Source organism: Mycobacterium sp. (assembly GCF_051006775.1).
Taxonomy (GTDB): Bacteria; Actinomycetota; Actinomycetes; order Mycobacteriales; family Mycobacteriaceae; genus Mycobacterium.
On the sequence record NZ_JBPCSX010000048.1, the window covers coordinates 14082 to 40384 of the forward strand.

The 26303-nt window shown below is 66.7% G+C and carries 22 protein-coding genes, 1 pseudogene and 2 riboswitches; of the genes and pseudogenes, 16 read left to right on the forward strand and 7 right to left on the reverse strand.

Annotated features, from left to right (window positions below; translation table 11 throughout):
- Positions 1-50 precede the first annotated feature (50 nt).
- From ACR2JI_RS03385 to ACR2JI_RS03395, 3 genes and pseudogenes are all read left to right on the forward strand, one after another.
- Positions 51-593, forward strand: coding sequence for a LysM peptidoglycan-binding domain-containing protein (locus ACR2JI_RS03385; protein ID WP_526388031.1), 543 nt, complete (start codon positions 51-53; stop codon positions 591-593).
- Positions 594-711: 118 nt separating this feature from the next.
- Complete coding sequence (locus ACR2JI_RS03390; protein WP_526388033.1) at positions 712-1413, forward strand: Rv1815 family serine proteinase; 702 nt, start codon at positions 712-714, stop codon at positions 1411-1413.
- A gap of 57 nt (positions 1414-1470) precedes the next feature.
- Positions 1471-2922, forward strand: a pseudogene (locus ACR2JI_RS03395) (FAD-binding protein).
- On the opposite strand, the gene ACR2JI_RS03400 reads toward ACR2JI_RS03395, so the two are convergent.
- The gene (locus tag ACR2JI_RS03400) at positions 2919-3515 is read right to left on the reverse strand and encodes a TetR/AcrR family transcriptional regulator (protein WP_526388035.1); all 597 of its coding nucleotides are present in this window, start codon (positions 3513-3515) and stop codon (positions 2919-2921) included. The pseudogene ACR2JI_RS03395 and the gene ACR2JI_RS03400 overlap by 4 nt on opposite strands.
- An 84-nt stretch (positions 3516-3599) precedes the next feature.
- Between ACR2JI_RS03400 and ACR2JI_RS03405 the strand changes: the two genes are divergently transcribed.
- The gene (locus ACR2JI_RS03405) at positions 3600-4508 is read left to right on the forward strand and encodes an alpha/beta fold hydrolase (RefSeq protein WP_526388037.1); all 909 of its coding nucleotides are present in this window, start codon (positions 3600-3602) and stop codon (positions 4506-4508) included.
- Here ACR2JI_RS03405 and ACR2JI_RS03410 read toward each other — a convergent pair.
- Together ACR2JI_RS03410 and ACR2JI_RS03415 are read right to left on the reverse strand one after the other, a co-directional pair.
- Positions 4505-6415 (reverse strand): ABC transporter ATP-binding protein/permease, encoded by a 1911-nt coding sequence (locus tag ACR2JI_RS03410; RefSeq protein WP_526388039.1) that lies wholly within the window; start codon positions 6413-6415, stop codon positions 4505-4507. The genes ACR2JI_RS03405 and ACR2JI_RS03410 overlap by 4 nt on opposite strands.
- 3 nt (positions 6416-6418) lie before the next feature.
- On the reverse strand, positions 6419-8314 hold the full coding sequence (locus ACR2JI_RS03415; RefSeq protein ID WP_526388072.1) for an ABC transporter ATP-binding protein/permease: 1896 nt from the start codon (positions 8312-8314) through the stop codon (positions 6419-6421).
- A 190-nt stretch (positions 8315-8504) separates the two neighbouring features.
- On the opposite strand from ACR2JI_RS03415, the gene secA2 reads away from it, so the two are divergent.
- The 12 genes from secA2 to ACR2JI_RS03475 all read left to right on the forward strand — a co-directional run bounded on the left by secA2 (position 8505) and on the right by ACR2JI_RS03475 (position 20548).
- Entirely contained in the window at positions 8505-10808 is a 2304-nt protein-coding gene (gene secA2 / locus ACR2JI_RS03420; protein ID WP_526388074.1) for an accessory Sec system translocase SecA2, read from the forward strand.
- Between the two features lie 46 nt (positions 10809-10854).
- Positions 10855-11442, forward strand: a complete 588-nt coding sequence (locus ACR2JI_RS03425) for a CDP-alcohol phosphatidyltransferase family protein (RefSeq protein WP_526388041.1) — start codon at positions 10855-10857, stop codon at positions 11440-11442.
- The gene (locus ACR2JI_RS03430) at positions 11426-12283 is read left to right on the forward strand and encodes a DUF881 domain-containing protein (RefSeq protein WP_526388043.1); all 858 of its coding nucleotides are present in this window, start codon (positions 11426-11428) and stop codon (positions 12281-12283) included. Before ACR2JI_RS03425 ends, ACR2JI_RS03430 begins: the two co-directional genes overlap by 17 nt.
- Positions 12284-12616 carry a small basic family protein gene (locus ACR2JI_RS03435; protein WP_526388045.1) on the forward strand — a complete coding sequence of 111 codons (333 nt, stop codon included), beginning with the start codon at positions 12284-12286 and terminating at the stop codon, positions 12614-12616.
- 1 nt (position 12617) lies between these two features.
- Positions 12618-13355, forward strand: coding sequence for a DUF881 domain-containing protein (locus ACR2JI_RS03440; RefSeq protein ID WP_526388047.1), 738 nt, complete (start codon positions 12618-12620; stop codon positions 13353-13355).
- A gap of 51 nt (positions 13356-13406) precedes the next feature.
- The gene (gene gcvH, locus ACR2JI_RS03445; protein ID WP_526388049.1) at positions 13407-13799 is read left to right on the forward strand and encodes a glycine cleavage system protein GcvH; all 393 of its coding nucleotides are present in this window, start codon (positions 13407-13409) and stop codon (positions 13797-13799) included.
- A 103-nt stretch (positions 13800-13902) separates the two neighbouring features.
- A complete protein-coding gene (gene garA / locus ACR2JI_RS03450) occupies positions 13903-14376 on the forward strand; it encodes a glycogen accumulation regulator GarA (RefSeq protein WP_526388051.1) in 474 nt (157 codons plus the stop codon).
- Complete coding sequence (gene ftsR, locus ACR2JI_RS03455; RefSeq protein WP_526388054.1) at positions 14360-15088, forward strand: transcriptional regulator FtsR; 729 nt, start codon at positions 14360-14362, stop codon at positions 15086-15088. Before garA ends, ftsR begins: the two co-directional genes overlap by 17 nt.
- A gap of 74 nt (positions 15089-15162) precedes the next feature.
- Complete coding sequence (locus ACR2JI_RS03460) at positions 15163-15657, forward strand: bifunctional nuclease family protein (RefSeq protein ID WP_526388056.1); 495 nt, start codon at positions 15163-15165, stop codon at positions 15655-15657.
- Between the two features lie 243 nt (positions 15658-15900).
- Positions 15901-16533 carry a MerR family transcriptional regulator gene (locus ACR2JI_RS03465; protein ID WP_526388058.1) on the forward strand — a complete coding sequence of 211 codons (633 nt, stop codon included), beginning with the start codon at positions 15901-15903 and terminating at the stop codon, positions 16531-16533.
- 52 nt (positions 16534-16585) lie between these two features.
- A riboswitch (glycine riboswitch) is annotated at positions 16586-16683 on the forward strand.
- Positions 16684-16799: riboswitch (glycine riboswitch) on the forward strand.
- A 24-nt stretch (positions 16800-16823) separates the two neighbouring features.
- Positions 16824-19676, forward strand: coding sequence for an aminomethyl-transferring glycine dehydrogenase (gcvP, locus tag ACR2JI_RS03470; RefSeq protein WP_526388060.1), 2853 nt, complete (start codon positions 16824-16826; stop codon positions 19674-19676).
- Between the two features lie 41 nt (positions 19677-19717).
- Complete coding sequence (locus tag ACR2JI_RS03475) at positions 19718-20548, forward strand: alpha/beta fold hydrolase (RefSeq protein WP_526388076.1); 831 nt, start codon at positions 19718-19720, stop codon at positions 20546-20548.
- Between the two features lies 1 nt (position 20549).
- Here the strand turns inward: ACR2JI_RS03475 and ACR2JI_RS03480 are convergent, their stop codons facing one another.
- The 4 genes from ACR2JI_RS03480 to ACR2JI_RS03495 form a co-directional block, all read right to left on the reverse strand.
- Entirely contained in the window at positions 20550-22349 is a 1800-nt protein-coding gene (locus ACR2JI_RS03480) for a vWA domain-containing protein (protein ID WP_526388062.1), read from the reverse strand.
- Between the two features lie 17 nt (positions 22350-22366).
- Positions 22367-24559 carry a malate synthase G gene (locus ACR2JI_RS03485; protein WP_526388064.1) on the reverse strand — a complete coding sequence of 731 codons (2193 nt, stop codon included), beginning with the start codon at positions 24557-24559 and terminating at the stop codon, positions 22367-22369.
- 88 nt (positions 24560-24647) lie between these two features.
- On the reverse strand, positions 24648-25703 hold the full coding sequence (locus ACR2JI_RS03490; RefSeq protein ID WP_526388066.1) for a CBS domain-containing protein: 1056 nt from the start codon (positions 25701-25703) through the stop codon (positions 24648-24650).
- Positions 25703-26303, reverse strand: a 601-nt coding sequence (locus tag ACR2JI_RS03495) for a transporter associated domain-containing protein (protein WP_526388068.1), incomplete at its 5' end; no start/stop codon positions are given. The genes ACR2JI_RS03495 and ACR2JI_RS03490, both read right to left, overlap by 1 nt.

Below are 26303 nucleotides of genomic sequence, written 5' to 3' on the forward strand. Positions count from 1 at the left end.
CTCGCGGGCGCGCGCCCAAGCAGGAGGGCGACTTACAGAAGGAATGAACCGTGGGAGACACACTCACCGCAGGACAGAAGCTGGGTAAGGGCGATTCGCTCACCTCGAACAACGGGGCCTACACCCTGACGCTGCAGGAGGACGGCAACCTCGTCCTGGCCGCGCGTGGAGAGGCCGTCTGGGCCACCGGCACCAACGGTCAGGGCGTCGAGCGGGCCGAGGTCCAGGGCGATGGCAATTTCGTGCTCTACGCCGGCGACAAGCCGATCTGGCACACCGACACCAAGGGCAAGAAGGACGTCAAGCTGGTCGTGCAGGATGACCGCAACGTGGTGCTCTATTCCGCGGACGGCGCCGCCTGGAACTCGCGCACCGATACCGACGCCCCGCCGCCGGCCGAGGCGGTCGAGATCATCGAGGTCGCGCCGGTGGCCGTGGAGTCGCGGACCCATACCGTCGTCTCGGGCGACACCCTGTTCAACATTGCCAAGCAGTACCTGGGCGACGGCAACCGCTACCCGGAGCTGGCCGCCGCCAACGGCATCGCCAACCCCGATCACATCGAGGTCGGACAGGTCATCACGATCCCCTGACCTCCCAGGCGCGGCCGCAATAACGGGTGTGTAACGCTTCAGCTTCGACACCGATACACACCACGACACGTTATTGCGGCCGCGTCGTTTCGGGGCCGCCGACCGATCGAGGTGACTGGTGGCCCGTTTTCTGCGAACCGCGGTTCTCGCGGTGGCGGCCGGAACTGCCGCCCTGTCGGCCACGGTGTCAGCGGCCACGATCGCCTCGGCGGACACCGTCGCGGTGGTGTCTCCAGGTATGGAGATTCGTCAGGGCGGCACCATGTGCACGCTGGGCTTCGTCGATCCGGTGGCGCGGGTGGCCTTCTCGGCCGGGCACTGCAACGCCAGCGGCCCGGTCACCGACCGCAACGGCCGCTTCATCGGCGTCGTGACCGTCGCCCGGGACAACACCCCCGACGGCACGGTTGTCCGCACCGACCAGGTCATCTCTGATTACGAAACCATCAGCCTGGCCTCCGACGTCACCGTCAACACCATCCTCCCGAGCGGCCGGACGCTGGTGGCTGATGTCACCGTGCCACTGGCCGCCGGCCAGCCGGTCTGCCACTTCGGCATCGTCACCGGCGAGAGCTGCGGCACCATCGAGCGGGTCAATAACGGGTGGTTCACCATGGACAACGGCGTGGTCAGCCAGAAGGGCGACTCGGGCGGCCCGGTCTACACGCTGGCCGACGATGGAAAAGCCGTCGTGATCGGCCTGTTCAACAGCACCTGGGGCCGGCTGCCGGCGGCCGTATCCTGGCAGGCCACCGGCCAGCAATTGCGCGAGGACACCGCTCGGGCCGTCGTCAGCGTCGCCGCCGCCCCGCAGCGCTGACGCAAAACTAGAACACGTTCTCGTAATTCGTCCGTTCCGACGCTAGTGTCATGGGCCATGAGCGGCCTGGACATCCCTGCCACAGTCGATGCGTCCGATGTGACCGAGTGGTCGGATGACGTCGACGTCGTGGTGGTGGGATTCGGTATCGCCGGGGGCTGTGCCGCGGTGACCGCCGCCGCCGCCGGGGCCCGGGTTCTGGTTCTGGAACGGGCCGCCGTTGCCGGCGGCACCACCGCGATGGCCGGTGGCCACTTCTACCTCGGTGGCGGCACCGCCGTACAACAGGCCACCGGGTTCTCGGACAGCCCCGAGGAGATGTACAAGTACCTGGTTGCGATGTCCAGGGAACCCGAGCACGACAAGATCCGGGCGTACTGCGAAGGCAGCGTCGAGCACTTCAATTGGCTCGAGGACCTCGGCATTGCGTTCGAGCGCAGCTACTACCCGGAGAAAGCGGTCATCCAGCCCAATACCGAGGGGCTGATGTACACCGGCAACGAGAAACTCTGGCCGTTCAAGGACATGGCCATCCCGGCCCCGCGCGGGCATAAGGTTCCGGTGCCCGGTGACACCCAGGGCGCGGCGATGGTGATCGACCTGTTGGTCAAGCGAGCCGCGGAACTCGGCGTGCAGATCCGGTATGAGACCGGTGCGACCAACCTCGTGCTCGATGACGGTGCTGTCGTCGGAGTGTCCTGGCGGCACTTCGCCGAGACCGGTGCGATCAAGGCCGGAGCGGTGGTGCTCGCGGCCGGTGGATTCGTGATGAACAAGGACATGGTTTCGAAGTACACGCCGAAACTCGCCGAGAAGCCGTTCGTCCTGGGTAACAGCTACGACGATGGGCTGGGAATCCGGATGGGGGTCTCGGCCGGGGCCGCGACTAAACATATGGACCAGGCCTTCATCACCGCACCGGTCTACCCGCCCTCGATTCTGCTGACCGGCATCATCGTGAACAAGCTCGGCCAGCGGTTCGTCACGGAGGACTCTTACCATTCGCGGACATCAGGTTTCGTGATGGACCAGCCGGACAGCGCGGCGTTCCTGATCGTTGATGAGGATCACCTGCAGCGCCCGGAATTTCCGTTGGTCTCGTTAATAGACGGTTGGTAGACCGTTGAGGAGATGGAATCAGCTCTGGGAATTCCGACGGGGAATCTGGTAGCCACCCTCAACCGTTACAACGAGTTCGCCGCCAAGGGTGAGGATCCGGATTTCCATAAGCAGCCGGAATTCCTTGCGCCGCAAGACAAAGGACCGTGGGCGGCATTCGACCTATCGCTGGGTAAGGCGATGTACTCGGGCTTCACCGTCGGCGGTCTGGCCACCGACGTCGACGGCCGGGTGCTGCGCGGTGGCGGGGAACCGATACCGGGGCTGTATGCGGCGGGCGCGACGGCATCCAATATCGCCCAGGACGGCAAGGGTTATTCCAGTGGGACACAACTGGGTTCGGGATCCTTCTTCGGGAGGCGTGCGGGAGCGCACGCGGCAGCGCACTAGGCCGGCTGGAGGTCTGCTCCGAGAAGTGAGTCGAGCATGACGTGCACGCTCGGCTCGAGATCATCGTGACCGCAGCGCATCAGCATCAGAACACCGAGGAAACCCTGGAGCAGTGCCCGCGCAAGGTCACGATTGGGGGAGTCGAACCGATGCCCCCGGGCGACGGCCCGGTCCAGTGCGGCCAGCAGAGCCTTCTCGACGGTCGCGAACCCCCGGGTGACCGCGGCGCCGATGACCGGTATCGCGTACGACGCCTGCTGACTTGTCGTGGCGAGCAGGCAGCCACGCGCCATGTTCGGGTTGGTCGTCGGGTCGACGGCGATGAGAAAGAACTGGCGGACCCCGCGCAGTGGGTTCTCCGCCTCCTCAAGACAGCGGCGCACCCGAGAGCCCACCACCCGTTCGGAGTAGCGGTCGATGGCAGCGGCGAGGAGTTCATCGCGGGACTGGAAACGCCGGTAGATCGACGGCGCGCGGAGATCCAGAGCCACCTCGAGGTCGCGGATGGTGAGGTCGTCGCAGCCACGCTGCCAGGCCAGCGCATAGGTGACGTCGAGGATGTCGGTGTCGGTCGTCTTGGCGGGTCGGCCCATGTCATCACCTCGCTGGTTCCCGGGTTGACAAATAATAACAGTTGCTACAAAACTGCGGTGTAACCGAACTCTGGAGAGCCCGCCATGGAAATTCTGCGCACCCCCGACAGCCGCTTTGAGAACCTGCGGGATTGGTCCTACGCGCCGCACTACGCCGACATCACCGATACCGCCACCGGGCAGACCCTGCGGATGGCCTATGTGGACGAGGGACCCCGGGGCGGCGCCACGGTGTTACTGCTGCACGGTGAGCCCAGTTGGTCCTACCTGTACCGGCACATCATCTCGGCACTGGTGGCATCGGGACATCGGGTGCTTGCACCGGATCTGATCGGCTTCGGCCGCTCCGATAAGCCGGCCGACCGCAACGACTACACCTACGAACGTCACGTCGCCTGGCTGAGCCAGTGGTTCACGGCGATGGACGCGCGCGGTGTGACGTTGTTCTGCCAGGACTGGGGTGGGCTGCTGGGTCTGCGTCTGGTGGCTGCGTTCCCGGATCGTTTCGCAGGCGTGGTGGTCGCCAACACCGGACTGCCGGTCGGTACCGGGTTCTCAGAGGGATTCAATCAATGGCTGGCGTTCAGTCAGAGCACTCCGGATATGCCGATCGGCATGATCGTCAACGGCGGTACCGTGCGCAGCCTGAGCGCGGAGGAAATCGCCGCCTACGACGCGCCATTCCCCGATGCGAGTTACAAGGGCGGTGCCTGTCAGTTCCCGACGTTGGTGCCCATCACCGGCGAACACGGCTCGGTTGCCGAGAACAAGGCGGCGTGGGGGGTGCTGACGCAATTCGACAAACCGTTCGTGACAGCGTTCAGCGACAATGATCCGGTCACCGCAGGCGGCGACACGCTGTTCCAGAAGTTGGTCCCCGGCGCCAACGGTCAACCCCACGTCACCCTCACGGGTGGACATTTCCTCCAGGAGGACTGTCCGGGTGACATCGTTGCGGTCATCGAGGGTGTTGTAACGGCCGGAGCGGTTTAGACGCCGGCCGGTTCGGCCGACCGGTCCAGCTCCCACGTCCCATCGCCGTGCAGTCGCAGGTGTTGGTCGTGATGCTGCATGACCGTCCCGCGGTGGGTTACCGAGACCATGATCGTGCCGGGAAGCCGGGCTCGGACCAACCGGTAGAGCGCGAACTCATTGCCCTCGTCGAGCGCGGAGGTGGATTCGTCGAGGAATACCACCGTGGGCCTGTGCAGCAGAACCCGCGCGAACGCGATGCGCTGCTGTTCACCGGGCGAGAGCACCTTGGCCCAGTCCTCGGTATCGCCCAACCGGCCGGCCAGATGCCCCAGTGCCACATCGTCGAGGGCGCTGCCGAGTTGTGCGTCGGGAAACTCACGTTCGGTATGCGGGTAGCTCAGCACAGATCGTAGGTCGCCCAGTGGCAGGTAGGGCACCTGAGAGAGAAACATCGAGTCGTCCTCGCCACCGGGGCGGCGCAATGTGCCAGTGCTGTAGGGCCACAGCCCGGCGATACTGCGCAGCAACGTGGTGCGCCCGCAACCGGACGGCCCGGTGATCACCAGCGACTCGCCCGGCTCCAGACGCAGACTCAGGGTTTGCAGAAGCCGCCGCCCGGCCGGATCGCGCACCTCGAGGTTGATCAGATCCAGGGCGCCGTCGGTGCTGTCCACCACCTGTACACGGGGCAGTTCCCGGGTGTCCTCGTTGGCTTCGACGAGTCCGTAGAGACGGATGATGGTGGCCCGGTACGCCGCGAACGAGTCATACACCGCCCGGAAGAACGACAGTGAGTCGTGCACGCTGCTGAACGCGCTCGCCGACTGGGTGACGTCGCCAAAGCTGATCTGGCCCTTGAAGAGTCTCTGTGCCTGCACCACCAGCGGTAGTGGATTGATGACCTGACTGATCGAATTATTCCAGCCGAGCAGCGCCAGATTGCGCAGTACGTATCGGCGATAGTTGACAATGATCGCTGAGAAGCGTTGCCGCAGAACGGAATCCTCGGCTCGCTGGCCGCGATAGAAGCTTATCGACTCCGCGGCGTCACGCATTCGCACCAGTGCGTAGCGGAATGCGGCGTTGGTCAGTTCGTTGCGGAAGCTGAACAGGATCAGCGGCCGGCCGATCCAGAATGCGATCGCTGTGGTGGTCACTACGTACAGCAGGGCGATCCAGAACAGTGCGTGGTTCAGGGTGAACCCGAAGACGGTCAGTGGACCGGACAGGCCCCACAGGATCGGAGTGAATGCCGCGACCGAGACCATCGCGTTGATGGCTCCGAACGGCAATGTCGCGATGGTGCCGATTGAGGGGGTGTTGGTGCCCTGCCCGGTGCAGGTGGTGAAGGAGTCGATGTCGACCTGAATGCGCTGATCCGGGTTGTCGATCGGATTGTCCAGAAATCGGCCACGATAGAACGCCTCGTCATCGAGCCAGTCGCCGGTGAGCCGGTGGGTCAGCCATACCCGCCAGCGGATGATGAAGTGTTGATTGAGGTAGATGTCGATCAGCTGACGGCCGACGTAGAGGGTTGCGATCAATACGAAGGTCAGGATCGCCGTCCAGAAGCCGCGCACCCCGGAGTCGCGAACCGCCTGGTTGCCTGCCCCGGCGCCTTCGAAGGCCACCTGCAGCGAGGAATACAGATCGTTGCTGAAATAGCTCAGTAGTACGTCAAGCCGGACGGCGATGAGCACCGAGAACAGCAGCACGCCCAGCCACGCCCAGACCCGAATGCTGTCGCGTCCGCGGAAGTAGTCGCCGGTGACCCGCCAGAACTGCCGGCCCCAGCTGGTGTAGCGGGTCAGCAGGAACAGCACCAGGACGGTGCCAACGGCGGTGATACCCCACGCCTTGGCCGCCCACAGCAGCGAGTTCGGGATCTCATTGGCCCAGTCCAGGGACGGCTTGTAGGACTCCATTGGTCAGACCCCGACCGGCTCCCCGCCATCGATCCGGTTCAGGCGCCACTCGCCCTCGCCGCGCAATTCCAGGTGCCGTTCGTGATAGCGGTCCACCGTGGGGCGGTGGCTGACACTGACGATGATCATGTCCGGCAATTCGGCGCGAACCAGGTCGTAGACGACCTGTTCGAGGCCTTCGTCGAGGGCTGAGGTCGCCTCGTCGAGGAACACCGCCTTGGGTATGGTCAGCAGAATCCGGGCGAAGGCGATCCGCTGCTGTTCGCCGGGCGAGAGGACCTTGGCCCAGTCCTCCTTGTCGTTGAGCCGGTTGATCAGATGCGGCAGCGCCACCTTCGACAGGGCGAGTTGCAGGTCCTCGTCGGGGATCTCCCCGGCCTTCGACGGGTAGGACACCACGGTCCGAAGCACGCCGAGAGGGACATACGGCATCTGGGAAATGAACATGGTCTCGTTGCCGTCGATGGGACGGCACACCGTGCCCGTGGTGTAGGGCCACATCTGCGCGATGCTGCGCAGCAGCGTGGTCTTCCCGCTGCCGGAGCGCCCGGTCACAACCAGCCTCTCGCCCGGCTCCAGTCGCAGATCCAGTGGATCCACGAGTTGACTGCCACTCGGCGTGCGCACCTCGACCCGATCGAGTTGAACCGAGCCGTCGACACTGGCCACCGTCTCCAGACTCGGCATCTCGCGGGCATCCTGGTTGGCTTCCACCAGACCGTTGAGGCGGATGATCGCGGCGCGGTAGGCGGCGAAACTGTCGTAGGCGTTGCGGAAGAACGACAGCGAATCGCTGATGTTGGAGAAGGCGCTCGAGGACTGTGTCACATCACCGAAGTCCATCTCCGCCTTGAAGAGTCGAGGCGCCTGCACGATCAGCGGCAGGGGTGTGATGATCTGACTCATCGCCAGGTTCCAGCCGGTGAATCCCAGGGTGCGGCGGACGAATTGCCGATAGTTGGTGATGATGCTGTCGTAGCGGGTTTTCAGTAGACCCCGCTCGGTGCTCTCGCCCCGGTAGAAGCCGACGGCTTCGGCGGCGTCACGCAGGCGCACCAGCGCGTAACGGAAGGCGGCGTTGGTCAACTCGTTGCGGAAGCTCAGTCGGATCAGTGGCCGGCCGATCCAGAACGCCACCACCGTCGCGAGGAACACGTAGATGAACGCCACCCAGAACAGGGCACGATCAAGGGTGAAACCGAACAGGGTGACCGGACCGGACAGCCGCCACAGGATCGGGATGAAGGCCACCACGGTGCACACCGATGAGATGGCGCCGAACAGCAGCATCGACCCGGTCCCGATCGTCGGACTGTTGGGCGACCCGCCGACCCCGGTGGTGAAGATGTCGACGTCGTACTGGATGCGCTGGTCGGGGTTGTCGGTGTCGGAGTCGGTGAACCGGGCCCGGTAGTAGGCGCGGTCCTCGAGCCAGTCTCCGGTCAGACGGTCGGTCAGCCAGGTGCGCCAGCGGATGATGAAGCGCTGCGTGATGTAGATGTCGATCATCACCTGGGTGACGTAGATCGTGGCCAGGATCCCGAAGATGCCCAGTGCCACCCAAAACCCGTGAATGGCGCCATCGCGGACCGCGTCGTCACGGGCACTGGTCGCCTCGAATGCGACCTGCAGGGAGGTATAGAGGTCATTGCTGAAGTAGCTGAGCAGCACATTGATCCGGACCGAGATCATCACCGAGAGCAGCAGGACCGCCAGCCAGATCCAGATCCGCACCGACTCCCGGCCGCGGAAGTAGTCTCCGGTCACCCGCCAGTACTGCCGCCCCCAGACCGTGAAGCGGGCCAGCAGGAACAGCACCAGCACGGTCACCACGGCCGCGATCGCCCACGCGCGCAGGATCCAGATCATCGACGGGACGAGTTCAGCGCCCCAGTCCATTGACGGTACGTACGGCTCCAACGCGTTCTCCTCCCGGTGGGGATCCCCCCGGCGAAAGCTACCCCAGCATGCCGATAGGGCAGCGGGCAAGCATGTGTTCGGCCGGCCCGCCGGTACCGTTGAACCCGTGGCGAAGACTTCCAAGAAGACCGCATCCGGGTCGGGCCGGCTGAGCCGGGGGTTCTGGCGGATGCTCGGCGCGAGCAGCGAAACGGTGAAAGCTCACTCGATGTCCGAGGTGAACTCCTCGGCCGAGTTCGACGACAAGGCCCATGGTCTCGACGATGAGCAGCTCGCCAAGGCCGCAGGGCTGCTCAATCTCGAAAAGTTGTCCGACTCGGCCGATATCGGGCAGTTCCTGGCCATCGCGAGGGAGGCCGCCGACCGGTCCATCGGATTGCGGCCGTTCGACGTCCAGCTTCTCGGCGCGCTGAGGATGATGGCCGGCGACGTCATCGAGATGGCCACCGGCGAGGGCAAAACGCTCTCCGGCGCGATCGCCGCGGCCGGATATGCGCTGGCCGGGCGCACTGTGCACGTGGTGACCATCAACGACGACCTCGCCCGCCGCGACGCCGAATGGATGGGTCCGGTGATCGAGGCGATGGGCCTGACCGTCGGATGGATCACCGCCGATTCCACGCCCCGGGAGCGCCGCGCCGCCTATCAGTGCGACGTCACCTATGCATCGGTCAACGAGATCGGCTTCGACGTGCTGCGCGATCAGTTGGTCACCGACGTCGCCGATCTGGTCTCGCCCAACCCCGACGTGGCGCTGATCGACGAAGCCGACTCGGTCCTGGTCGATGAGGCCCTGGTCCCGCTGGTGCTGGCCGGCACTACCCACCGGGAGACACCGAAGCTGGAGATCGTGCGCCTGGTGGGCGAACTGGTCGCCGACAATGCGGGTCAGACCGAGGCCGGGCAGTACTTCGCCACCGATGCCGACAGCCGCAACGTCCACCTGACCGAGGCCGGCGCCCAGCGGCTGGAGAAGGCGCTCGGCGGTATCGATCTGTACTCCGAGGACAACGTCACCAGCATCCTCACCGAGGTCAACATCGCCCTGCACGCCCATGTGCTGTTGCAGCGCGACGTGCACTACATCGTGCGCGACGGCGCGGTCCAGCTGATCAACTCCTCGCGCGGACGTATCGCGACCCTGCAGCGCTGGCCCGACGGTCTGCAGGCCGCGGTCGAGGCCAAGGAGGGAATCGAGACCACCGAGACCGGTGAGGTGCTCGACACCATCACCGTGCAGGCACTGATCAACCGCTACCCGACGGTGTGCGGGATGACGGGTACCGCGCTGGCCGCCGGCGAGCAACTGCGCCAGTTCTACAAGCTCGGCGTCTCGCAGATCCCGTCGAACGCACCCAACGTGCGGGTGGATGCGCCAGACCGGGTCTACATCACCGCGGCGGCGAAGAGCGACGGCATCATCGACCACATCATCGAGGTGCACGCCACCGGCCAGCCGATCCTGGTCGGCACTCACGACGTCGCAGAATCCGAAGAACTGCATGAGCGGCTGGTACGCCGCAAGGTGCCCGCGGTAGTCCTCAACGCGAAGAACGACGAGGAGGAGGCCGCGGTCATCGCCGAGGCCGGCAAGCTCGGAGTGGTCACCGTCTCCACCCAGATGGCCGGGCGCGGTACCGATATCCGGCTCGGCGGGTCGGATGAGTCCGACCACGAAAAGGTGGCCGATCTCGGCGGCCTGCATGTGGTCGGCACCGGCCGGCATCGCACTGAACGGCTCGACAACCAGTTGCGCGGCCGGGCCGGGCGTCAGGGCGACCCCGGCTCCACGGTGTTCTTCTCCAGCTGGGAGGACGATGTCATCGTCGCCAACCTCGACTCCGGCAAGCTGCCCATGGAATGCGACGAGACCGGCATGGTCACCAGCCCCAAGGCCGCGGATCTGCTGGACCATTCCCAGCGCGTCGCCGAAGGCCGGCTGCTCGACGTCCACGCCAACACCTGGCGTTACAACCAGTTGATCGCCCAGCAGCGCTCGATCATCGTCGAACGGCGCAACACCCTGCTGAGCACTCCGTCGGCGCGCGAGGAGCTTCGCGAGCTGTCCCCGGAGCGCTACGAGGAGTTGGCGGAGACGCTCGGCGACGGCGCCGAGGACACCCTCGAGCTGATCTGTCGCAAAATCATGCTTTTCCACCTCGACCGGGGGTGGGCCGACCACCTTGCCTACCTGGCCGACATCCGGGAAAGCATCCACCTTCGCGCGCTTGGCAGGCAGAACCCGCTCGACGAGTTCCACCGGCTGGCGGTCGACGCCTTCGCCTCACTGGCCGCCGACGCCATCGAGGCCTCTCAGCAGACCTTTGAGACCGCCAACGTGCTCACCGACGAGCCCGGTCTTGATCTGTCCAAGCTGGCCCGGCCGACGTCGACGTGGACCTACATGGTCCACGACAATCCGCTGCGCGATGACACGCTGTCGGCGCTGAGCCTGCCCGGGGTGTTCCGCTAGCGCTACACACCGCTGCCTGCCCGGGGTGTTCCGCTAGGTTTCTGGCATGAAGCAACGGGTGTGGACCATCCCGAACATCCTGAGCTTCATCCGTCTGGCGCTGGTGCCGGTGTTTCTCTATCTGCTCTTGGCCCGGCACGCCTGGGGACCGGCCACCGGCATCCTGATGTTCAGCGGCGCCTCGGACTGGGCCGACGGCAAGATCGCCCGGCTGGTGCCGAACCAGTCCTCGCGACTGGGGGAGTTGCTCGACCCGCTCGTCGACCGGATCTACATGGTGACCGTGCCGGTGGGCCTGGCGCTGGCGGGGGTGGTGCCGTGGCCGGTGGTGGCGATCCTGCTCGGCCGTGACATCGCCCTGGCGGCCACGCTGCCGATGTTGCGCAGCCGCGGTCTGGATGCGCTCCCGGTCACCTATATCGGCAAGGCCGCGACCTTCGCACTGATGTCCGGTTTCCCGCTGGTGCTGCTCGGACAGTGGGATGTGTTGTGGAGCAGAGTCATTGGCGCGATCGGCTGGGGTTTCGTCATCTGGGGAATCGGTATGTACCTGTGGTCGGCGGTGCTGTACCTGATCCAGGTCCGCATGGTTGCCCGGCTGCCCAGGGTGCGCCACGATGCCGTCGCTTCCTGACACTGGCCGTGCGCGGGGGATGCCGTCGCTGTTGCGGTCGCTGCTGTCCGATCACCTCGACCCCGGCTACGCAGCGGCTGCCGCCGCGCGGCAGCGAACCGACGGTGCGCGTCCGCCCGGGTGGCTGTGGCAGGCGCTGGCCGCGCTGCTGATCGCCGCGGTGTTCGCCCTCGCCGTCGCAGCGGCCCGCTCGACCGCGCCCGGTGTCAGCGCCGCCCAGCGGGGACTCGCGGCCGGCGTGAGCAGCGCACAGCAGCGCACCGCGGGACTGACCGAACGGCGCGACGAGTTAGCCGCGCAATCGGATGTCGTCGAGCGTGGCACGTTGGCCGCCGACGCCACCGGTCGGACCCTGCTCGCCGAACTCGACGCCCTGAGCCTGGGTGCGGCCAGCACCGTGGAGAGCGGACCCGGACTTGCCATCACCGCCACCGAACCGCAGCAGCGGCCGGATCTGACCGACGCATCCCGCCAGCGTCTTCCCGGCACCAGGCAGGTGATCCTCGATCGTGATCTGCAACTGGTGGTCAACGCGCTGTGGGCCGGTGGCGCAGAGGCCGTCGCGGTCGGCGGTGTACGGATCGGACCCGGCGTCACCATCAGACAGGCCGGCGAAGCGATCCTGGTGGACAACCAGCCGATCGCGGGTCCCTACCGGGTCCTGGCGATCGGGCCGCCGGCCCGGCTTGCGGAGTCCTTCGGCGCCAGTACCGCACTGCAGCGGCTGCGGCTGCTGGAGACCGCCTACCGGGTCGGGGTGACCGTCAGCGCCGAGGAAGAGCTCACCGTGCCCGCCAGCCCCGCGCGGGAGGTTAAGTTTGGCCGGCGGGAAGGACCCTAGATGATCGGAATCGCCGCACTCGTCGTCGGCATCGTGCTCGGGTTGGTCCTGCGTCCCAGCGTGCCCGACGTCATCGAGCCCTATCTGCCGATCGCGGTGGTCGCCGCCCTGGACGCCGTATTCGGCGGACTGCGGGCCTACCTGGAGAAGATCTTCGATGCGAAGGTGTTCGTCATCTCATTTGTCTTCAACGTTCTGGTCGCCGCCCTGATGGTCTACGTCGGGGACCAGCTCGGGGTGGGCGCGCAACTGTCGACGGCGATCATCGTGGTGCTCGGTATCCGGATCTTCGGTAACGCCGCCGCCCTGCGTCGCCACCTGTTCGGGGCGTGAGATGACCGAGCACGGCCGCCACGAGATGCCCGGCCCGGAGTCCGGCGCGCGCTCGCGCAGGGTCTTCGGCGCGCTGGCGGCGCTACTGTGCCTGCTGCTCGGGCTGGCTATCGTCACCCAGGTCCGGCAGACCGATTCCGGCGATTCGCTGTCCACCGCCCGACCGGCCGACCTGCTGACCCTGCTGGACTCACTGCAGCAACGCGAAGCCGCCCTCAACACCGAGGTCGCCGACCTTCAGCGCAACCTGGCCGCCATGCAGGCCGCCGGCACCAGCGACCAGGCGGCCATCCAGAACGCCCAGGCGAGGCTGGCTGCGCTGTCCATCCTGGTCGGCACCGTCGCGGCAAACGGGCCCGGCGTCACGGTGACCATCGACGATCCCGGACCCGGAGTGGGGCCGGAGACCATGCTCGACGTGATCAACGAGCTGCGGGCAGCCGGGGCCGAAACCATGGAGATCCGATCGGCCACCCGGTCGGTCCGGGTCGGGGTGGACACCTGGATCGAGGGTGTGCCCGGCACGCTGGTCATCGACTCGCAGACCCTGCGTGCCCCGTATTCGATTGTGGCCATTGGGGATCCATCGACGCTGGCCGCGGCGATGAACATTCCCGGCGGTGCGGTCGACAGCGTCAAGAGAGTTGGTGGGACGATGACCGTCGCCCAGTCCGACCGGGTGGAGGTCACCGCCTTGCGGCAACCGAAACCACGCCAATACGCTCAACCCGTCAAGTAAGGCCCGTCAAGTAAGCGCCACGCCGGGCGCACATCTGATCGAAGGAGTCCTGTGAGCGACATCCCCGCCGAACTGCGCTACACCGCCGAGCACGAGTGGGTTCGCCGTACCGGCACCGACACCGTCCGGGTCGGCATCACCGATTTCGCGCAGTCCGCCCTCGGCGATGTCGTCTTCGTGCAGTTGCCCGCCGTCGGCACCGAGATCGCCGCGGGCGACACCTTCGGGGAGGTGGAATCCACCAAGTCGGTCTCGGACCTGTACGCCCCGGTGTCGGCGACTGTGGTCGCGGTCAACACCGATCTGGACGCGAACCCGCAACTGGTGAATTCCGACCCCTACGGGCAGGGCTGGCTCTTGGAGCTCCGATCCGAGGGCGATACCCTCGACCAGGGGCTGGGGGCGCTGCTCGACCCCGATGCCTACCGGGACATCCTGGCCTAGCCGTGACGGTTGTTAGGGTGCCTGCCAACAGGTCATCGGATGAGTGCGGGGCACAAAGCGACCGGGTAGCGGTACGGTCGAATCAAACCAGTGAGGAGTAGCGGTGGCGGACAACGATCGGCGGCTCGGGGCCGACGACAGCGCTGACGAACTCACCGTGGAAACGACCTCGGTCTTCCGCGCTGATTTCCTCAACGATCTCGACGCTCCGGTGAGCCCGGCTGGTGAGACGGCGGTGTCCGGGGTTGAAGGCCTGCCCCCGGGCTCGGCCCTGCTGGTCGTCAAGCGCGGGCCCAATGCCGGCTCCCGGTTCCTGCTGGACCAGCCGAGCACATCGGCCGGCCGGCACCCTGATTCCGACATCTTCCTCGACGATGTCACCGTCAGCCGCAGGCACGCCGAATTCCGGCTGGATGGCCCCGAGTTCCAGGTCGTCGACGTGGGAAGCCTCAACGGCACCTATGTGAATCGCGAGCCGGTGGACTCGGCCACGCTGGCCAACGGCGACGAGGTACAGATCGGCAAGTTCCGGCTGGTGTTCCTGACCGGACCCAAGTCCGATGACGGCGCCCGATAGCGCAGGCCCGCCCGGGATATCCATCGGAGCGGTACTGGATCTGCTGCGGCCGGAATTCCCGGACGTGACCATCTCCAAGATTCGCTTCCTGGAGGCCGAGGGCCTGGTCACCCCGCAGCGCAGCCCGTCGGGATACCGGCGGTTCACCGCCTATGACTGCGCGCGGCTGCGGTTCATCCTGACCGCGCAGCGTGACCAGTACCTGCCGCTCAAGGTCATCAAGACTCAACTCGACGCCCAGCCGGATGGCGAACTGCCACAGCGGGTTTCGGGCTATCCGGCCCCGCGACTGGTACCCGTTGCCGGACCGGCCGCCCCCCACGCGCCGGCGATGTCCGCCCCGGTCCGACTGACCCGCGAGGACCTCCTGGAACGCTCCGGTGTCACGCCGGAGTTGCTGGCCGCCCTGCGTAAGGAGGGCATCATCACCTCCGGCCCCGGCGGGTTGTTCGACGAGCACTCGGTGGCCATCGCCCAGTGCGCCGGCGCCCTCGGCGCGTACGGCATCGAGCCTCGCCACCTCCGGGCCTTCCGCTCCGCCGCCGACCGGCAGTCCGACCTGATAGCGCAGATTGCCGGACCGGTGGGCAAGGCCGGCACCACCGGCGCCCGGGATCGCGCCGACGATCTGGCCCGCGAGGTTGCCGCACTGGCGATCACGCTGCACACCTCATTGATCAAGTCCGCCGTGCGCGACGTACTGGATCGCTGAGGAGGAGTCGGGTGATGGGTACTAGACTTCGGCGATGAAGCGGCGGCTTGTCCTGCGCGGAGGTGAGGTAGTTGATGGGTGAGGTCCGAGTCGTGGGCATTCGCGTGGAGCAGCCCGCCAACCAGCCCGTTCTGCTGCTGCGCGAATCCGAGGGCGACCGCTACCTGCCGATCTGGATCGGGCAGACCGAGGCGAACGCCATCATTTTCGAACAGCAGGGTGTCGAGCCGCCCCGGCCGCTGACGCACGACCTGTTCCGCGACGTGATCGGCGCACTCGGTCATTCGCTGAAGGAGGTGCGCATCGTCGACCTCCAGGAGGGCACCTTCTACGCGGACCTGGTGTTCGACTCCGACGTGCGGGTATCGGCCAGGCCCTCGGATTCGGTGGCGATCGCCTTGCGGATGGGTGTGCCGATCTTCGTCGAGGAGGCAGTACTCGACGAGGCCGGCCTGCTGATTCCCGATGAGACCGACGATGAGTCCGGCGGGGCCGTCCGCGAGGATGAGGTCGAGAAGTTCAAGGAATTCCTGGACACCATCTCCCCGGACGATTTCAAGGCCACCTGAGCGGCTTAACCGATCGGGGGCCCGCCGGACGCTGTCGGATCACGGATGCGTCTCATATCAGTCAGTGGTGCCTAGACACGCCATCCGGATACCGGACTGCGGGTAGGCCGGCAGCCATACTTTCGATACGACTTGGGTTGGTGCAGCAGCACGACCGATCCGATCGGCAGGGCGTATGCTCAAGCAACTTGAGGGCGCTCTCCCGGCGGAGCGGTCAGCGGCGGAACGGCGAGAGGAAGCACCGTGGGCGACGAGCCGCGTCAGGAGCAGCTGGACTTCGCTGAGACATCCGCGCACTTCGAGGCGGACACCCCCGCTGTCGTCGCGGTGAGCGCACCGGTGCAGGGCGGCCTGTTCCCCGATGACTCAGTACCCGACGAACTGGTCGGCTACCGCGGACCCAGCGCCTGCCAGATCGCCGGAATCACCTATCGCCAGTTGGATTATTGGGCACGAACCTCGCTGGTTGTGCCGTCCATCCGCGGTGCCGCAGGCTCGGGTAGCCAGCGGCTGTACTCGTTCAAAGACATTCTGGTTCTCAAGATCGTCAAGCGACTGCTCGACACCGGTATCTCGCTGCACAACATCCGCGTTGCCGTCGACCATCTTCGTCAGCGCGGTGTGCAGGATCTGGCGAACATCACCCTGTTCTCCGATGGCACCACCGTCTACGAGTGCACCTCTGCCGAAGAAGTGGTCGACCTGCTGCAGGGTGGCCAGGGCGTGTTCGGTATCGCGGTCAGCGGTGCAATGCGAGAGCTCACCGGCGCCATCGCCGATTTCCCCGGCGAGCGGGCCGATGGCGGCGAATCGATCGCCGCGCCGGAGGACGAGCTGGCATCCCGGCGTAAGAGCCGCGACCGCAAGATCGGCTAGTCGTGTCCGCCATGCGGTCCGGTGCCGTGGGCGGCTAGACTCGGACACGCATCGACCCCGGGCGGGCGAGTTCCGCGGCTGCCAGCCGCGGACGCCGAAGGAGCAACACCTCTCCGTCAACCTCTCAGGCACCCGGACCGCGACGGGATCCGATGTCTCTGGAAAGTGGTGGCCCGGTACGCCGGAGTCGCCCGCCCACGGGGAAAGGCCGCCCGGTCACTCGGGTGCAGCTGAATCTCTCAGGCACCGACGACAGAGGGAGAGGGCACCGCGCCGACGCAGGAGTGCCCTTGCCTGAACACCGAACGTCCACCGATTCTGTATTCGCCGCCCGCCACATCGGCCCGGATTCTGATGCCATCGACCACATGCTTGCCGTCATCGGCGTCGGATCCCTCGATGAGATGGCCGCCAAGGCGCTGCCGGCCGGCATTCTCGACGCGGTGAACAGCCAGGGGGTCGCCCCGGGGCTGGAGACGCTGCCCGCGCCGGCCACCGAGCATGAGACCCTGGCGGAGTTGCGGGCGCTGGCCGACACCAACACCGTCGCGGTGTCGATGATCGGCCAGGGCTACTACGACACGCTGACCCCACCGGTGCTGCTGCGCAACATCCTCGAGAACCCGGCCTGGTACACCGCGTACACGCCTTACCAGCCGGAGATCAGCCAGGGCCGGCTGGAGGCGATCCTGAACTTCCAGAAGATGATCGCCGACCTGACCGGGTTGGAGATCGCCAACGCCTCCATGCTCGACGAGGCCACCGCAGCGGCCGAGGCGATGACCCTGATGCACCGGGCTGTGCGCGGGTCAGCCAACCGGTTGGCGGTCGATTCCGATCTGTTCGTCCAGACCGCGGCGGTGCTGGCCACCCGAGCCGAGCCACTCGGTATCGAGATCGTCACCGCCGATCTGCGCGACGGACTGCCCGAGGGCGAGTTCTTCGGCGTGATCGTGGGGTTGCCCGGCGCCAGCGGCCGGGTGACCGATTGGTCGGAACTCGTCGAGCAGGCCCATGCGCGCGGCGCTCTGGTGGCGGTGGGCGCCGATCTCTTGGCGCTCACCCTGATCGCACCGCCGGGGGAGTTCGGCGCTGACGTGGCCTTCGGCAGCGCCCAGCGTTTCGGCGTGCCGATGGGATTCGGTGGACCACACGCCGGATACCTGGCCGCCCACACCAGCCACGCCCGGCAGCTACCGGGCCGGCTGGTCGGGGTGTCCGTCGATGCGGACGGCTCACCGGCGTTCCGCTTGTCGTTGCAGACCCGCGAGCAGCACATCCGGCGGGACAAGGCCACCTCGAACATCTGCACCGCCCAGGTGCTGCTGGCGGTGATGGCCGCGATGTATGCCAGTTACCACGGCGCCGAGGGGCTCACCGAGATCGCCCGTCGCGTGCACGGACACGCGCGCAACCTGGCGGCCGCTCTGCGGGCCGCCGATATCGATGTGGTGCACGACAGGTTCTTCGACACGGTTCTCGCGCGCGTTCCCGGTCGGGCCACCGCCGTAGCGGATGCCGCCAAGGCCCGCGGTATCAACATCTGGCGCATCGACGACGATCATGTGTCGCTGTCCTGTGATGAGGCCACCACCGCCGGGCACATCCTCGAGGTGGCGCAGGCGTTCGGCGCTGACGCGGCCGAGGATCTCAGCGGCGTCGATATCGCCACCCGCACAACCGGTTTCCTCACGCACCCGGCGTTCACCGCCTACCGGACCGAGACGGCGATGATGCGCTACCTGCGCATGCTGTCCGACAAGGATCTGGCGCTTGACCGCACCATGATCCCGCTGGGGTCGTGCACCATGAAACTCAATGCCGCCGCCGAAATGGAGGCGATCACCTGGGCGGAGTTCGGTCGCCAGCACCCGTTTGCCCCGGCCGACGACACCCCGGGATTACGACGGCTGATCGCTGACCTGCAGGAGTGGCTGACCGGGATCACCGGTTATGACGCGATCTCGCTGCAGCCCAACGCGGGTTCGCAGGGCGAGTACGCGGGCCTGCTGGCCATCCACGATTACCACGTCGGGCGGGGCGAGTCGCACCGCGATGTCTGCCTGATCCCGTCGAGTGCGCACGGTACCAACGCGGCCTCGGCCGCACTGGCCGGGATGCGGGTGGTTGTGGTGGGCTGCCGGGACAACGGTGACGTCGACCTCGATGAACTGCGTGCCAAGATCGCCGAGAACGCTGACAACCTGGCCGCGCTGATGATCACCTACCCATCGACCCACGGCGTGTACGAGCACGATATCGCCGAGATCTGCGCGGCCGTTCACGATGCCGGCGGTCAGGTCTATGTCGACGGGGCCAACCTCAACGCACTGGTGGGCCTGGCCCGGCCGGGCAGGTTCGGTGGTGACGTCAGCCATCTGAATTTGCATAAGACGTTCTGTATCCCGCACGGCGGCGGAGGACCGGGTGTCGGGCCGGTCGCGGTCCGGTCACACCTGGCCCGGTATCTTCCCGGCCACCCACTGGCAGACGAATTGCCGAACGGCCGCGTGGTGTCCGCCGCTCCGTACGGTTCGGCTTCAATCCTGCCGATCACCTGGGCCTATATCCGGCTGATGGGGGCGTCCGGGTTGCGGGAGGCCTCGCTGACGGCGATCGCCTCGGCGAACTACATCGCGCGGCGTCTCGATGAGTACTACCCGGTGCTCTACACCGGCGAGAACGGCATGGTGGCCCATGAGTGCATTCTCGATCTGCGCCCGATCACCAAGGCCACCGGCGTCACTGTCGACGATGTCGCGAAACGGTTGGCGGACTACGGGTTCCACGCTCCGACGATGAGTTTCCCGGTGGTCGGCACGCTGATGGTCGAGCCGACCGAGAGTGAGAGCCTCGCGGAGGTGGACGCCTTCTGCGAGGCGATGATCGCGATCCGGGCCGAGATTGACAAGGTCGGCTCCGGTGAATGGCCGGCCGAGGACAACCCGCTGTGCAATGCCCCGCATACCGCGGAGTGCCTGCTGGTGGACCAGTGGGACCACCCGTACAGCCGCGAAAGGGCGGCCTACCCGCTGGGCAAGGGCTTCCGGCCGAAGGTGTGGCCCCCGGTCCGCCGGATCGACGGCGCCTACGGCGACCGCAACCTGGTGTGCTCCTGCCCGCCGGTGGAAGCGTTCGCGTGAGTCTTCCGGCCGACGTCCTCGCCTGGCAGGCCGGCGGCCGGATGCTCGGCACCCGGGCCGGATCGGTGTTCGTCCGCTCGGCGCCCGGAGACGGTCCCACAGTGCTTCTGCTGCATGGGTTTCCGTCCAGTTCCTACGATTTCCGCGAGGTGACCGGGCACCTCGGCGGCCGTAGCTGGCTGACCCTGGACTTCCTGGGTTTCGGCCTGTCCGACAAGCCCCGGCCGCATCGCTACAGCCTGTTCGAACAGGCCGATATCGTCGAGCACGTCATCGCTGCAACCGGCAGCGGACCGGTGGTGCTGATCGCTCACGACATGGGCACCTCGGTGGCCACCGAGCTTCTGGCCCGTGATGTGGCCGGCACGCTGAGCTTCGAGATCGACGCTGCGGTGCTCACCAACGGCAGCGTCATCATCGAGCGGGCCAGCCTGCGGCCGATCCAGAAGGTGCTTCGGGGCCCGTTGGGGCCGTTCGCCGCCCGGATGACCAATGAGCGGGGGTTTCTGCGCGGATTCGCCAAGCTGTTCAGCGCCGCGCACCCGCTGTCGCCGGCCGAGGCGCAGGCGCAGTGGGCCCTGCTGGCCCGCGAGGGCGGCGATCGCATCCTGCACCTGCTCAGCGCCTACCTCAATGAGCGAGTGACCTACGCGCAGCGCTGGCACGGCGCGGTGGGCAGCTGGCCCAAGCCGTTGAGCTTCCTGTGGGGCACGGGTGACCCGGTGGCCACCACCTCGGTGCTGGCGGGTCTGCGTGAACTGCGCCCGTCCGCGCAGGTGATCGAGCTACCCGGGATCGGGCACTACCCGCAGATCGAGGTGCCGCACGAGTTCACCGCTGCGGCGATGAGACTGCTCCGGCTGACAACCTGAGTCAGGACAGCAACCGCGAGATCGCCGCGGCCAGATCAGGGGAGCCCGACGTGGCAATCTCCTGGTAGCTGCCTCCGGTCAGTTTCGCGACTGCCTCCCAGACCGGCCGGTCGGGGTCACCGGCGAAGTCGATGACGTTGACCGTCACCGGGCGGTTGGGATCCATCGCCCCCTTGACGGCGTTCTGCAGGCCCGCAGCGTCGAGGCCCTGATCGGTGTGCGGGCCCTGGGTGACCACCACGATTGAATTGGGCTGTCCCGGGCGGTAATTGGCGACCGCATCGGCGTAGGCAGCTCGCAGTGTGGTGAAGGAGACACCGCCGCCGCTGGTCGGTGTGGTCGCATTCAGCACTGCGGTCAGGACCGCGGAGCGGGGCTGGTTACCCAGCTGATCACCGAGCGGGCCGGTTACCACCGCGGCACCGCTGTCGATCTTGTTGAAGGTCCACAGCCCGACGGCGGCGCCGGACGGCAGGGTGGCGATCCGGTCCCGCAACGCAGCGGTGACATTGCTCAGCCGCGGCTTTCCGCCCTCATCTCCGGTCAGCCCCTCGTTGAGCACCACCGTGGTCGTGGTGACCGCAGCGGGGGTGACCGCGGCTGCGATCGCGGCCCGATCGGCTTCATCGCCGGCGGGTAATGGCGCCGACAGCGGCGGGAAGCCGACCGAGTCGTTGCCCTCGCGGGCCTTCCCGTCGACCCGGAAGCCCGCCGTGAGGAGTTCGCTGCGCTGATCGGGTTTGCGCATGAAGCGGGCGAACTCACTGGCGCCACTGACCTGCTCCTCGGACAGCCAGGATCCCGAGAGCAGCACGGTCGGATAGTCGGCGACGGCTGACGGGCCGGCCGGGATCCAGGCCGCGACCGCACCCCGGTCGGCGGGCAGCGGGGAGGTGCGCGCGAAGAGCTGCTGCTCGGTGATGGCGACTGCGTGCACCGGTGCCGCCGCCGGATCGCCCTGTGCGGTCAGTGCGTTCCAGGCCGCATCGGCGGTGCTGTCGGCAAGTTGTGGTTGGGCGCCCAGCAGGGAGCTAACCGCTGCCAGTCCGGTGATCGCCGGGGCGTCAGGTGCCGCAGAGGTCACCGCTACCGCTTCGGCCAGCAGATAGCCGGCGTCGCCGGCTCCGGTGGCGGGCACGGCAAGCCTCAGCGCGCCCCAGCCGGGCAGGGTGAGGGCGTCGAGGCCGGCCGGGTTGGTCTGCAACCCGGGCAATGCGGCCCACCCCTGTTGTCCGAGTGCGTTTTTGAGCTGGGGCCGTACCGCGAGCACCACCGGGGAGGTGACCAGGGATCGGGCGTCGCTGACGATCTGCTTACCGGCCACCGCCTGCAGTCGCAGTGCCGGGGCCGAAGCTGCCGGAATCCACAAAGCCGGTCGCTCGCCGAGTGCACTCGGCCAGTTCCCGGTGAGTCCGGCGATGACTGCACCCGAATCGCTCACGGTGACAACGACTTTCACACAGGTATCGCCAACAGGCGAGGCCTCGGCGTTGTAGCTCTCAGCGAATGTCTTGACGTTGCCGGCGATCGAGGGGTCGGCAACCACAGCGATGGTCGCGGTGCCCTGTAAGCACTCCTTGGCGGCGTCTGCGGACCGCTGCGACAGGGCGTCGCCGAAGACCCGCCACAGAACGACCCCGGCAACCAGCACCACGATTCCGACCAGCGCGGTGACCACTCCGACACTGACCCCGCGGCGTCCTCCTACGGCCCGGCGGCGCCTGCTCGAGGTGCTCTCGGCATCCCCGGTGGACTCAGCCGGCTCTCCGGAGAAGTCATCGGGCATGCTGTGCCTGCCCATTGGCTATCCCTCTTCCGTCACAGGCCGAGACTGGCCTTCAGTTCGCGGCGGCGGCGATGCAGAATCGGCTCGGTATAACCGCTGGGCTGGCTGGCGCCGGACAGGATCAATTCCTGGGCGGCCTGGAAGGCGATGCTGGCCTCCGGGTCCGGTGCCATCGGCCGGTAGGTGGGGTCATCGGCGTTCTGCGCGTCGACCACCGCGGCCATCCGACGCAGGCTCTGCTTAACGTTGTCCGCCGTGATGACTCCGTGGCGCAACCAGTTGGCCAGCAGTTGGCTGGAGATCCGCAAGGTGGCGCGATCCTCCATCAGCGCGATGTCATGGATGTCGGGAACCTTCGAGCAGCCCACACCGGCGTCGATCCAGCGCACCACGTACCCCAGGATCGACTGGCAGTTGTTGTCCAACTCCTCGTGGATCTCATCTGGGGACCAGGCCATCTCATGCGTGGCCAGCGGGATGGTGAGCAGTTCGTCGATCGTGGTTCGCCGCTTTCCGGCCAGCTCGCGCTGCACGGCGTCAACGTCGACGTAGTGATAGTGCATGGCGTGCAGGGTGGCGGCGGTGGGCGAGGGCACCCACGCGGTTGTGGCGCCGGCCCGCGGTTGGGCGATCTTCTGCTCGACCATCTCGGCCATCAGATCGGTCATCGCCCACATACCCTTGCCGATCTGCGCCCGGCCGGCGAAACCGGTGGCCAGTCCGACATCGACGTTCTGGTCCTCGTAGGCCAGGATCCACGGCTGAGACTTCATCGCGCCCTTGCGGATCATCGGTCCGGCCTCCATGGAGGTGTGGATCTCGTCGCCGGTGCGATCCAGGAAGCCGGTGTTGATGAAGACCACGCGGTCGGCGGCCGCTTTGACGCAGGCCTTGAGGTTGACCGATGTACGGCGCTCCTCGTCCATGATTCCGACCTTGATGGTGTTGGCGGGCAGGCCCAGCACATCCTCGACCCGTGCGAACAGATCGCAGGTGAAGGCGACCTCGTCGGGACCGTGCATCTTGGGCTTGACGATGTAGACCGACCCGGTTCGGCTGTTCTGTCCGGCCAGCCCGTGCATCGCGATCAGTGAGGTGAACAGCGCGTCCTGAATGCCCTCGAAGACTTCGTGACCATCGGCCGGGCCTTCCCCGAAGATGATCGCGTCATTGGTCATCAGGTGACCGACGTTGCGAACGAACAGCAGACTGCGACCGGGCAGGGTCACTTCCGAGTCATCCGGACCGCTGTAGGTGCGGTCAGCGCTGAGCACCCGGGTGAACGTCTTATCACCCTTGCGGACCTCTTCGGAGAGGTCACCTCGGTTGAGCCCCAACCAGTTTCGGTAGCCGAGGACCTTGTCGTCGGCGTCGACGGCCGCGACCGAATCTTCGAAGTCCATGATCGTGGTGATCGCCGACTCCAGGAAAACATCCTTGATACCGGCGCCGTCCATCGATCCGATCGGCGACTCGGGATCGACCTGGATCTCGATATGCAGGCCGTGGTTGACCAGCAGGACCGACGTGGGTGCGTCCGGCTCGCCGAGGTAGCCGACGAACTGAGCGGTGTCGGCCAGGCCGACGTCACGCCCGTCGCCGAGGGTCACCACGAATGCGCCGCCGGACACCCGCAGCGCCGTCGCATCGCGATAGCTGGCCGAATCCAGCGGCACGATGTCATCGAGGAACCCGCGGGAGTAGGCGATCACCTTCTCGCCGCGCACGCGATTGAAACTGCTGCCCTTCTCGGCGCCGTTGTCCTCGCTGAGGACGTCGGTGCCGTACAGGGCGTCATAGAGCGAACCCCAGCGGGCATTGGCCGCGTTGAGGGCGAACCGGGCGTTGAGGATGGGCACCACCAGCTGGGGGCCGCACGTCGAGGTGATCTCGTCATCCACCCCGGAGGTGGTGATGGTGAAGTCCTCCGGTTCCGGCAGCAGGTACCCGATGTCGATCAGAAACTGTTTGTATTCGTTCGGGTCATAACCGCCGATGACGCGCTGACGGTGGTACTTGTCGACCTGGGCCTGCAGCTGATCCCGGCGGGCCAGAAGTTCCTCGTTACGGGGGGTCAGGTCGGTGACCACCTTGTCGACGCCCGCCCAGAAGCTCTCAGGGTCGATACCGGTGCCCGGGATCGCCTCGTCGGTGATGAAGTCGTACAACCCGCGGTCCACCCGCAGATTGCCCACAGCCACCCGGTCGCTCCCGCGATTGGTCACAGTCCCTCCCTGCCTGAAAGTGAATTGATCCTATCCGCCGGGGGACACCTGCCGGCCGGCCGCCACAGGGAACCACCCGGACAGCCCCTCACCCCCGGTGCGCGCCGTCGCGGACTGTGCCCAGCAGGTCTTCGACGAGATCTTCGAGCGCCACCATCCCGCAGACCTCGCCGCCGGGTGCGGTCACGACGGCGAGGTGGCTCTTGTTCTGCTGCAGGAGGGTGAGCGCCTCGGGCAGCGGCATGGTCGCGGGCATCCGCGGCAGGTAGCGCACCGAGGAGATTCCGACCACGGCACCGGGAAGATCGATGAGGTCGAGCATGTCCTTGATGTGGACGAAGCCGATGTAGCCGCCGGCCCCGTCGACGACCGGGAATCGGGAATACCCGGTCTTGGCCAGAGCCCCCTCGATGGAGGCCACGGTCGGTCCGGACCCCACGGCGGCGACGGGGACCGAGACGATGTCGGCCGGCGGAACCGCGACATCGCCGACCACGCGGTTGCGGATCTGCAGAGCGCGCGAGAGGCGCATGTGCTCCTCGGGGTCGAGCAGTCCCTCCGAGCGGGACTCGGCGATCATCTCCGCGAGCTCCACCATCGACACGGTGTTCTCCAGCTCGGTCTTCGGCTCGATGCCCATCGCCTTGACCACGGTGCGCGCACACCAGTCATAGACCGCGATGACCGGTCGGGTCGCCCTGACCCACAGCAGGTACGGCGGCACCAGAACCATCGCAGCCTTCTCCGGACCGGCCAGGGCGATGTTCTTGGGGACCATCTCACCGAGCAGCACGTGCAGGATCACCACGACGGTGATGGCCACCAAGAACGACACGGTGTGCAGTACCGCAGGCGGAACTCCGAACAGGTCGAACAGCGGTGACACCAGGTGCGCGACCGCGGGCTCACCCACCCGGCCGAGCGCGATCGAACCGACGGTGATACCCAACTGCGCGCCGGCGAGCATCACCGACAGGTTCTCGCCGGCCCGTATCACCGTGACAGCGCTGTGCTTGCCCTGCTCGGCGAGGGCTTCGAGGCGGTCCCGGCGAGCTGAGATGAGCGCGAATTCGGCACCGACGAAGAATGCGTTGGCGGCAATCAGCAGCACCGTGAGTACGACCGCGAAAAGATCACCGCTCATCAGATGGGTTCCTCGGCATCGGCGGGTGGACTGATCCGCACCAGGTCGAGCAGGTCGATGCGGCGGCCGTCCATCCGGGCCACGGTGGCCCGCCAGCGAGGCTGCTCGTCCGGTGGCGCGTCGGTGTCGAACGCGGTGAGTTCCACGGTGTCGCCCGCCGCCGGGATATGGCCCAGTGCATGCATGACCAGACCACCGATGGTCTCGTAGTCGCCGTCGGGTGCACGGAAGCCGATTTCGTCGGCAACCTCGTCCACGCGCAGCAGCCCGGAAACCCGATGTCCGCCGGCGATCTTCATGATCTCCGGGGTAGCGGCGTCGTGCTCGTCGCGGATATCTCCGACGATCTCCTCGATCAGGTCCTCCATGGTGACCATGCCGGCGATTCCGCCGTACTCGTCGGCCACCAGGGCGGTCTGCAGATCGGTTGACCGGATCTGTTCCATCAGCGCGTCGCCATCGAGCGTCGATGGCACCACCGGCACGGTTTTGGCGATCTTGTCCAGCCGGGTGCGGACGCGATCGGCGTGCGGCACCTCGAATACCTGTTTGAGATGCACGACGCCGATGGTCTCGTCGAGGTCGCCGCGGGTGACCGGG

Coding starts and splice junctions, on each gene's coding strand:
- ACR2JI_RS03400 (WP_526388035.1), bottom strand. CDS start 3,515: ATGGGCCGACCCGCCAAGACGACCGACACCGACATCCTCGACGTCACC.
- ACR2JI_RS03405 (WP_526388037.1), top strand. CDS start 3,600: ATGGAAATTCTGCGCACCCCCGACAGCCGCTTTGAGAACCTGCGGGAT.
- ACR2JI_RS03410 (WP_526388039.1), bottom strand. CDS start 6,415: ATGGAGTCCTACAAGCCGTCCCTGGACTGGGCCAATGAGATCCCGAAC.
- ACR2JI_RS03415 (WP_526388072.1), bottom strand. CDS start 8,314: ATGGACTGGGGCGCTGAACTCGTCCCGTCGATGATCTGGATCCTGCGC.
- secA2 (WP_526388074.1), top strand. CDS start 8,505: ATGCTCGGCGCGAGCAGCGAAACGGTGAAAGCTCACTCGATGTCCGAG.
- ACR2JI_RS03425 (WP_526388041.1), top strand. CDS start 10,855: ATGAAGCAACGGGTGTGGACCATCCCGAACATCCTGAGCTTCATCCGT.
- ACR2JI_RS03430 (WP_526388043.1), top strand. CDS start 11,426: ATGCCGTCGCTTCCTGACACTGGCCGTGCGCGGGGGATGCCGTCGCTG.
- ACR2JI_RS03435 (WP_526388045.1), top strand. CDS start 12,284: ATGATCGGAATCGCCGCACTCGTCGTCGGCATCGTGCTCGGGTTGGTC.
- ACR2JI_RS03440 (WP_526388047.1), top strand. CDS start 12,618: ATGACCGAGCACGGCCGCCACGAGATGCCCGGCCCGGAGTCCGGCGCG.
- ftsR (WP_526388054.1), top strand. CDS start 14,360: ATGACGGCGCCCGATAGCGCAGGCCCGCCCGGGATATCCATCGGAGCG.
- ACR2JI_RS03460 (WP_526388056.1), top strand. CDS start 15,163: ATGGGTGAGGTCCGAGTCGTGGGCATTCGCGTGGAGCAGCCCGCCAAC.
- ACR2JI_RS03475 (WP_526388076.1), top strand. CDS start 19,718: ATGCTCGGCACCCGGGCCGGATCGGTGTTCGTCCGCTCGGCGCCCGGA.
- ACR2JI_RS03480 (WP_526388062.1), bottom strand. CDS start 22,349: ATGGGCAGGCACAGCATGCCCGATGACTTCTCCGGAGAGCCGGCTGAG.
- ACR2JI_RS03490 (WP_526388066.1), bottom strand. CDS start 25,703: ATGAGCGGTGATCTTTTCGCGGTCGTACTCACGGTGCTGCTGATTGCC.